We start from the raw sequence: 7,792 nt of genomic DNA, 5'->3' as shown, positions 1-7,792 counted from the left end.
TTTTTTCATTTATTTGATGCGTAACAGATATTGTGAAATCGCTTGATGGATAAGCATTTTCCGTCTTATTAAGGATTTTCTATGAATAATCTAGGATAAGGATTCTTAATACTTTTGTATTATTTCGCTTTTTTTGCGGTAAAAATAATTGTCATAATTATAATCCAATATGGATAAAATATATGATAGGTGTGATCGGGGAAAAAGTGGTTATAAATTCCAAGTTAATATGATGAACATCTTTTTGTGTGCATCATACAATGTTGGAAAGAAGATTTGGGCTGTTGTTTCGCATTACAACTCAATTAAGAAACCGATTCCAAGGAGGTCCTTTATGACAAATAAAAGAAAAGAAAATTATTCAAAAATGGAATTACAAATGAATACTGTTCTAAACCCAGAAATGGCGATTTTCTCAGAGAAAAAAAATACGGATCTAAACCAAACATTCCCAGCCGATTCGCCTCTGGAACAGCAAGTGGATGATGAATCCTATAAATAGTGCCTGGCACCGTGGTGCCAGGCACTATTACAATTGGGAACGCAGGTAAGCGTCGATAAAGATATCGATCTCACCGTCCATGACGCTTTGGGTGTTGCCCACTTCAACATTGGTCCTGTGGTCCTTGACCATCGAGTAGGGATGGAAGACGTAGGAACGGATTTGGCTTCCCCAGCCGATTTCCTTTTGCTCACCTCGGATTTCAGCCAATTCAGCCTGCTGCTTTTCAATTTCCAGTTGGTAAAGCTTGGCCTTCAGCATTTTCATCGCCTGCTCGCGGTTCTTAATTTGCGAGCGTTCGGATTGGCACGTCACAACGGTGTTTGTCGGGGTGTGAGTGATCCTGACCGCAGAGTCTGTCGTATTGACGTGCTGACCTCCAGCGCCGCTTGAGCGGTACGTGTCTACTTTAAGTTCATCAGGCTTAATTTCAACTTCTACATCATCGTCCATTTCCGGCATCACTTCACAGGAAACGAATGATGTGTGGCGCCGCCCTGATGAGTCAAATGGCGAGATTCTAACCAACCTGTGCACGCCTTTTTCCGTCTTCAAATAACCATAAGCATTATGACCTTTGATTAACAGCGTGACACTTTTCACACCTGCCTCTTCGCCGGGGAGATAATCAAGTGTCTCGACGGAAAAGCCCTTGGCTTCCGCCCATCTTGTATACATTCTGAGCAGCATTGATGCCCAATCCTGAGACTCGGTACCGCCAGCACCAGGGTGCAGCTCCAGGATGGCATTATTTTTATCATGTGGTTCACTTAATAGCATCGTTATTTCGAAGCTGTTAAAGGCCTGAACCAGTTCACCAATCGTTTCGTCCAGTTCCTTTTTTAAATCCGAATCCCCTTCTTCTTTTACCAGTTCGTAAGTGATCTCCAGGTTTTCATATCCTTCTTCGAGTTCTTTAAAGTCATCAACTTTCCCCTTTAATGCATTGGATTCATTAATAACCTTTTGTGCCTCATTTTGGTCATCCCAGAAATTTGGCATCGTCATTTTCTCTTCAAGCTCATTTATCCGTCCCTGCTTCTCTTCTAGGTCAAAGAGACCCCCTAAAATCTTGGAGACGCTCTGCCATCTCGGATAGTTCATTCTTAATGTCTGATAATTCCATAGTAAATCCTCTTTTCATTACAGTTTTCATTGTTTATAAACACGGTTTCTCCCCTCAGCGATTATTTTTTCACCGCCGAGGGGAGCCCCGATCAACTTATTTTATTTCCCATGACAGTTTTTATATTTTTTGCCGCTGCCACAAGGACAAGGGGCATTCCGGCCGATCCTTTCATGATTGACAACTGGTTTTTTCTTCGGCTTTTTTTCTTCTTCATTTTGGCTTGGATCTACAGCTTGACCTTCTGCAACCTTTTGACGTTCAAGGTTCTCTTCAATTTCAGCCTTCATCAAGTAATTAACAACCTCTTCTTCAATTGAAGCAATCATTTCTTCAAACATTTTGAAGCCCTCAAATTGGTATTCACGGAATGGGTCGACTTGACCATAACTTCTTAAGTGAATGCCCTCGCGAAGCTGTTCCATAGCATCGATATGGTCCATCCACTTCATATCAACCGCACGAAGCATGATGACGCGTTCAAATTCACGCATTCTTTCTTCTGTAAAACTTTCTTCTTTATTATCATATTGGTCAAGGGCTTTCGCGGTAATATGATCAACCATTTCCTCAGGTTCTTTTCCTTTAAGATCCTTTTCGGTGACTTCACCTTCATTGAAAATCAGCGCATTGAGATAATCAATGATTTTTTGCAAATCCCATTCCTCAGGGATTTCCTCATGAGGTGTGTGGGCATTAACATGGCGCTCAATCACCGTCTGGATCATTTCCTGGATGTCTTCCTTGAGATTGGCAGATTCAAGCACTTCAGCCCGCTGTTTGTAAATAATTTCACGCTGCTGTCTCATAACATCATCAAATTGCAGCAATTGCTTACGGGCGTCGAAGTTGTTGCCCTCTACCCGTTTTTGTGCAGATTCAACCGATTTGCTGACAAGCTTGCTTTCAATCGGCTGGTCATCGTCCATTCCCAAGCGGGTCATCATGCCCTGCATCCGCTCAGAACCGAACCTGCGCATCAGTTCATCTTCCATTGATAGATAAAATTGTGAAACCCCTGGGTCGCCCTGACGTCCTGAACGACCGCGCAGCTGATTATCAATCCTTCGAGACTCGTGGCGCTCAGTACCTACGATATATAATCCGCCGAGCTCGATCACACCTTCGCCCAACTTGATATCAGTACCACGGCCAGCCATGTTAGTGGCGATGGTCACAGCACCTTGCTGGCCGGCGTTTTCAATAATATCAGCTTCTCTGGCATGGTTTTTCGCGTTTAAGACATTATGGGTAATTCCGCGTCTTTTTAGCATTTTTGAAATTAATTCCGACGTTTCAACCGCCACGGTTCCGACAAGCACTGGCTGCCCCACATGAAAGGCCCTGACAATCTCATCGACGACTGCTTTGAACTTGCCTTCCATTGATTTATAGATTAAATCAGCACGGTCATCACGAATAACCGGTTTGTTAGTCGGAATAACAATAACATCCATATTGTATATGCTTTGGAATTCCTCTTCCTCAGTTTTCGCTGTACCGGTCATCCCGGCAAGCTTTTTATACATACGGAAGTAGTTTTGGAACGTGATCGTTGCAAGTGTCTTGCTTTCACGCTGTATCTCCACAGCTTCCTTCGCTTCAATCGCCTGATGAAGCCCTTCACTATAACGGCGGCCCTGCATTAGCCGGCCAGTGAATTGGTCGACGATGACAATTTCATCATCTTGAACAACATAATCCGTATCACGGTGCATAATGGCGTTAGCCTTTAACGCTTGATGAATATGGTGGTTAAGCTGAACGTTGGCATAATCATATAAGTTCTCGACACTAAAAAACTTTTCAGCTTTTGTCATACCTTCTTCAGACAGCTGAACCGATTTCGTCTTTAAATCAATCGTGTAATCTTCTTCATCTTTCAAAAGGCGGGCAAATTGATTCGCTTGGGTGTAAAGCATTGTCGACTTTTCAGCTGAACCTGATATAATCAGCGGTGTCCGGGCTTCATCAATCAAGATCGAGTCGACTTCGTCTATAATTGCATAGTTTAACGGGCGCTGAACCATTTCTTCTTCATATAAGACCATGTTATCACGCAAGTAATCAAAGCCAAGCTCGTTGTTTGTCGCGTAAGTAATGTCAGCGGCATAAGCCTCTTTTTTCTCATCATGGGACATGCCTGGGATATTCAAACCAACAGTCAGCCCCAAAAAGTTGAACAGCTCACCCATTTGCTCGGCGTCGCGTGATGCCAGGTAATCGTTGACTGTAACCAAATGTGCGCCTTTTCCAGATAATGCATTTAGATAAAGCGGCATGGTGGCTACGAGTGTTTTACCTTCACCCGTTTTCATTTCTGAGATATTCCCTTCATGAAGTGCAATACCGCCTATTAGCTGAACAAAATACGGTGTCATGCCAAGAACACGCGTTGATGCTTCACGGGCAACCGCAAAGGCTTCGGGCAGAATATCATCGAGGGTTTCCCCGTCATGAAGTCTCTGTTTAAATTCATCAGTTTTTTCCCTTAGTTGTTCATCACTTAGAACTTTCGTATCCTCTGCTATCGCATCTATTTGATGAGCGATTTTCTCCATTTTGTTTAATTTTTTTAGGCTTGGGTCGCCTAGAATTCTCTTTAATAATCCTGCCATAATCTATACACCTCGTCCTATAGAGTGGAACGCTTATACCGAAGAACCATTTGGATCCAACGGTGGATTTGCAGAACATACATATTCTTTGAAACATATTTCATTTAGTCACTTATATATTTTAACAACTTATGGTGCGAATGACAACGAACTTATGGTACAACTCACTTCTATAGACAAAACAGATAAAAATTCCCTGCGATTTAACCAATGTCTTTTAACGGGAAAACCGTCTGCCGGATGATAGCGGCAGACGGTGTATTTCGTTTCGCTTCATTTTTTTGCAAAATAGACAAAAGCCTTGAGAACAGCGGATTACTCCGGTTCAATCAGCCCATAGCGTCCATCCTTACGTTTGTAAACCACGTTGGTATCACCTGATTCCGCATTGGAATAGACGAAGAACGCGTGTCCAAGCATGTCCATTTGTAGGATGGCTTCTTCAGTGTCCATAGGTTTTAAGTTAAATCGCTTCTTACGGACGACTTCAAATTCATCCACTTCTTCCTCAACCTGAGTGGCAATCGGCGATGTGCCATTTAAAACCTCAAGTTGTTCCTCACGTGTTGCTTGTCTGTTCTTGCGATTCACCTTGGTTTTGTACTTCCTTGTTTGCCTTTCTAATTTCTCAACTACTAAATCAATCGCGGCATACAAATCATCATGTGATTCTTCTGCCCTTAAGAGAAGTCCTTGCATTGGAATTGTGACCTCAATCACCTGTTCATTGTTATGCACATGCATGTTTATATGAACATCCGATGCAAGCGGTGAGTCAAAGTACCTCTCTAATTTGCCGACCTTCTTTTCTGCATAATCTCTTAGAGAGGGAGTCACCTCAAGATTTTCACCACGTATGTTGAAATTCATATAGAACTCCTCCTTTCGATTTCTATACATATTCTTTATTCCCCTTAATTATCCCTGCTAAAACATATGATTTTTTAATAATATTTATACACCCAGTTAACAAACCTATGATACCGCGGCAAATGACAGTTTTTGTCGGATAAAATTATTTTTGGGGTTAATATCTGATGTGGTGTTTTACTCTATTATAATGGGAAATAATTTGTTTACTGTCGAGATTTCCCGGGAAATAGCGCATGAGGGAAATATATAAATAAAAACCGCCCAATTTGTCGGAGTCTGCTATTGTTGCACTAATTTTAGAAAAAGGTTCTTTTGATCACCCTATTACCACATTGATTTATATCAATCATCAAATCGGTTTCATGATTTACTCCTTCTTATCCAAAAACATGCCATCACCTGCTATATTACTATAAGGATTGCGATAACGCTGGGAAATCGACTTTTTCTCCTTAATCATTTGACGATCGTGTGTGACCCCTTTTAATATGCGTTCCAAACCATTAATGATGACATCGTCCATTTCAACTATCATGGCACCAAGCCGCAGCTCCTCTTCTGTGGGATTTGCCGGCAGCTGGACAAGAAGCAAATCGCGTTCATCAAGAATCCTTTGAACTTGTTCGATTGTCTGATCACGATCTCCTGGGTGATGAGTGGAGACGAGCTCTTTTAAGATTAAGGTTTTTTCATAAAGCCCAGTTAAGACACTCATTAGGCGCCTCCTCTAGCGGCATGCTGCTTGACACGGTTGCTTTGGATGACTTGCTTCCATGTATCGCGGAATTCCGTTACCAAACCCTCTACTTCATCAAGAATGGCGGCGTCACTTTGTACGTTTGCTTCCATTAGCCTGCGATTGATATAGTCATAGAGCGGCAACATCATATCAGCAACTGGCTGGCCCTGATCTAGCGTTACTATCAATTCCTGGACGATCGCTTGCGCCTTAATCAGATTCGTATTTTTCATTTCAATGTTCCGTCCGCTGATGCCCTCACGACCCTTATTTATAAATTTAAGGCAGCCGTTATAAAGCATTAGTGTCAGTTCTCCCGGTGCAGCTGTGGTCACCGTATTTTGCTGGTAGGCCTGATATGGACTGAATGACATGTGCTAGTGTCCCCCTTATAGGATTTTTATTGGCCGCCCCCAAATTGATTCGCTAAATAAGCTGCTTGCTGGTTGGCGCGCTGAATCGCTTGTTCCATGGCGGTGAATTGCCGATAATAGCGGTTCTCCACATCTGTTAAATGATCCTGGAAGGCATCTATCCGATCATCCATGTTATCAAGGCGCTTGCCGATAAAATACTGTGTATCAGTCATGGTTGATTTTCCAGCCTTTTGTTCGATGCCGATCATGGCATCTTTAACCGTTTGATCCAGCCTTTGGGCGATCCCTTGCCTATCATCACTTTCCCCTGTTGCTGTAAATAATTCCTTAACAGCTTGTGGATTTTCAGACAACGCTTGTTTTAACTTCGCTTCATCAATCTCTAGCTTGCCGTTATCCCGATAGCTGCTGGATACTTTGATGCCAATTTCAGCCAATTGGTCAAAGCCGCTGTCGCTGACACCTTTTACTGGATTGTAGAAATTCATCCGCATTTTTCTTAAAGCACTTGAAAGCATATTGTCATGGCTAAGCAAACCGCTTTGGGCCTTTTCATTCCAAAGTTCAATATCCTTTTCATCCATGTCCTTCTTTTGTGCATCAGTCAAAGGGTTATAATCCCTGTACCGCTTTTCGGCCAGCTTATCATTGACCTTCTCAATCACTTCATTGTACTTATCAACAAAGTCCTTGATCTTGGTAAAGACTGTATCTACATCGTTTGTGGTATTAATTGACGCCTGCTCCCCAGCAGCCATGTTTCCTTTCAGATTAAATGTCACACCGTTGACAGTGAACGTATTCGAATGCCTATGGGTAGCCAGGCCATTCAACGTAAACTGAGCATCCGTCCCGCCCTCTTCTTTGGATGAATCAAGACCTAAAGTTGCAGTCAAAAAATCCCCGGAGAATGCCATTTCCGAACCGTTCGCGTTCATATCACCCGTATCCGTTCGCGTAATGGAGACGACCTTCGTGGCGGAATCATAGAAGGCATTCACCCCAAGGTCAGAGTCATTGATTTTTTTAAAAATATCGTTCAAAGATTTTGATGGGTCTACATTAAACGTCTCGGATTTTGGCTGTCCGTTTTGATCGAAAGTAGTCATCGTAAAATCTTCGGAAAGAGTACTTCCGTCATTTAAAAAACTTTTCATATCCGCCAAGCTCTTGTCCGGATCAAAGCCATCCTTAGTAATAACACCTATGCTTTGATTATGCGCTGATGTAGCCAGCAATGCATCAGACATAGTATAGGTTGCATTCCCGGCATTCGATCCTGCCGTTGCTGTTACCTTGGATTCATTGGTTGACGATGCAAGCTTAGTTAAGTAACTGCCTTGCAGCGACATATCAAAAGCTTTCGTTTTCAAATCCAGCAAAAGCTTATTGATATCCCGGTAATGATCCCGCTGCCATTCAAGAATCTGCTTATCCTGCTTCATCTTATCAAGCGGTATATTTTCCGCCTTCATCAGCTTCTTTACAATACTATCAATATCCATCCCGCTCGCAAGTCCGCTGATTCTCAAATCATTATTAATCATGCCCTCACCT

General features: G+C 42.5%; 7 protein-coding genes. 1 reads left to right on the top strand and 6 read right to left on the bottom strand.

All coding sequences use genetic code 11. From position 1 onward, the window contains the following. The first annotated feature begins 334 nt into the window (after positions 1-334). Positions 335-502: a hypothetical protein gene (locus EV207_RS23100; protein ID WP_165886946.1), complete on the top strand. Its 168-nt coding sequence runs from the start codon at positions 335-337 to the stop codon at positions 500-502. A gap of 27 nt (positions 503-529) precedes the next feature. Here the strand turns inward: EV207_RS23100 and prfB are convergent. The 6 genes from prfB to EV207_RS13725 all read right to left on the bottom strand — a co-directional run bounded on the left by prfB (position 530) and on the right by EV207_RS13725 (position 7,782). Further along, positions 530-1,628, bottom strand: a protein-coding gene (gene prfB / locus EV207_RS13750; RefSeq protein ID WP_243647072.1) for a peptide chain release factor 2 whose coding sequence is annotated in 2 segments (ribosomal slippage) — positions 530-1,564 and positions 1,566-1,628 — 1,098 coding nt in all. Because the reading frame shifts where the segments join, the coding sequence is not laid out codon by codon here. Between the two features lie 101 nt (positions 1,629-1,729). Continuing rightward, a complete protein-coding gene (gene secA, locus EV207_RS13745) occupies positions 1,730-4,246 on the bottom strand; it encodes a preprotein translocase subunit SecA (protein WP_132746724.1) in 2,517 nt (838 codons plus the stop codon). 315 nt (positions 4,247-4,561) lie between these two features. Then, positions 4,562-5,116 carry a ribosome hibernation-promoting factor, HPF/YfiA family gene (gene hpf / locus EV207_RS13740; RefSeq protein WP_132746723.1) on the bottom strand — a complete coding sequence of 185 codons (555 nt, stop codon included), beginning with the start codon at positions 5,114-5,116 and terminating at the stop codon, positions 4,562-4,564. Positions 5,117-5,486: 370 nt separating this feature from the next. Continuing rightward, positions 5,487-5,834, bottom strand: coding sequence for a hypothetical protein (locus EV207_RS13735; RefSeq protein ID WP_132746722.1), 348 nt, complete (start codon positions 5,832-5,834; stop codon positions 5,487-5,489). Beyond that, positions 5,834-6,232, bottom strand: coding sequence for a flagellar export chaperone FliS (fliS, locus tag EV207_RS13730; RefSeq protein ID WP_132746721.1), 399 nt, complete (start codon positions 6,230-6,232; stop codon positions 5,834-5,836). The genes EV207_RS13735 and fliS overlap by 1 nt, the downstream gene beginning before the upstream one ends. A 26-nt stretch (positions 6,233-6,258) precedes the next feature. Continuing rightward, positions 6,259-7,782, bottom strand: a complete 1,524-nt coding sequence (locus tag EV207_RS13725) for a flagellar hook-associated protein 2 (protein ID WP_243647071.1) — start codon at positions 7,780-7,782, stop codon at positions 6,259-6,261. Positions 7,783-7,792 lie beyond the last annotated feature (10 nt).

The sequence above is a fragment of the Scopulibacillus darangshiensis genome, from assembly GCF_004341035.1.
Classification (GTDB): domain Bacteria; phylum Bacillota; class Bacilli; order Bacillales; family Sporolactobacillaceae; genus Scopulibacillus; species Scopulibacillus darangshiensis.
Note: the sequence above shows the minus strand (reverse complement) of the source record. Positions and strands in the feature narration are given on the sequence as shown.

Excerpts from the sequence above, each read along its gene's own strand:
- EV207_RS23100 (WP_165886946.1), top strand. The coding sequence starts at position 335 with ATGACAAATAAAAGAAAAGAAAATTATTCAAAAATGGAATTACAAATG.
- secA (WP_132746724.1), bottom strand. The coding sequence starts at position 4,246 with ATGGCAGGATTATTAAAGAGAATTCTAGGCGACCCAAGCCTAAAAAAA.
- hpf (WP_132746723.1), bottom strand. The coding sequence starts at position 5,116 with ATGAATTTCAACATACGTGGTGAAAATCTTGAGGTGACTCCCTCTCTA.
- EV207_RS13735 (WP_132746722.1), bottom strand. The coding sequence starts at position 5,834 with ATGAGTGTCTTAACTGGGCTTTATGAAAAAACCTTAATCTTAAAAGAG.
- fliS (WP_132746721.1), bottom strand. The coding sequence starts at position 6,232 with ATGTCATTCAGTCCATATCAGGCCTACCAGCAAAATACGGTGACCACA.
- EV207_RS13725 (WP_243647071.1), bottom strand. The coding sequence starts at position 7,782 with ATGATTAATAATGATTTGAGAATCAGCGGACTTGCGAGCGGGATGGAT.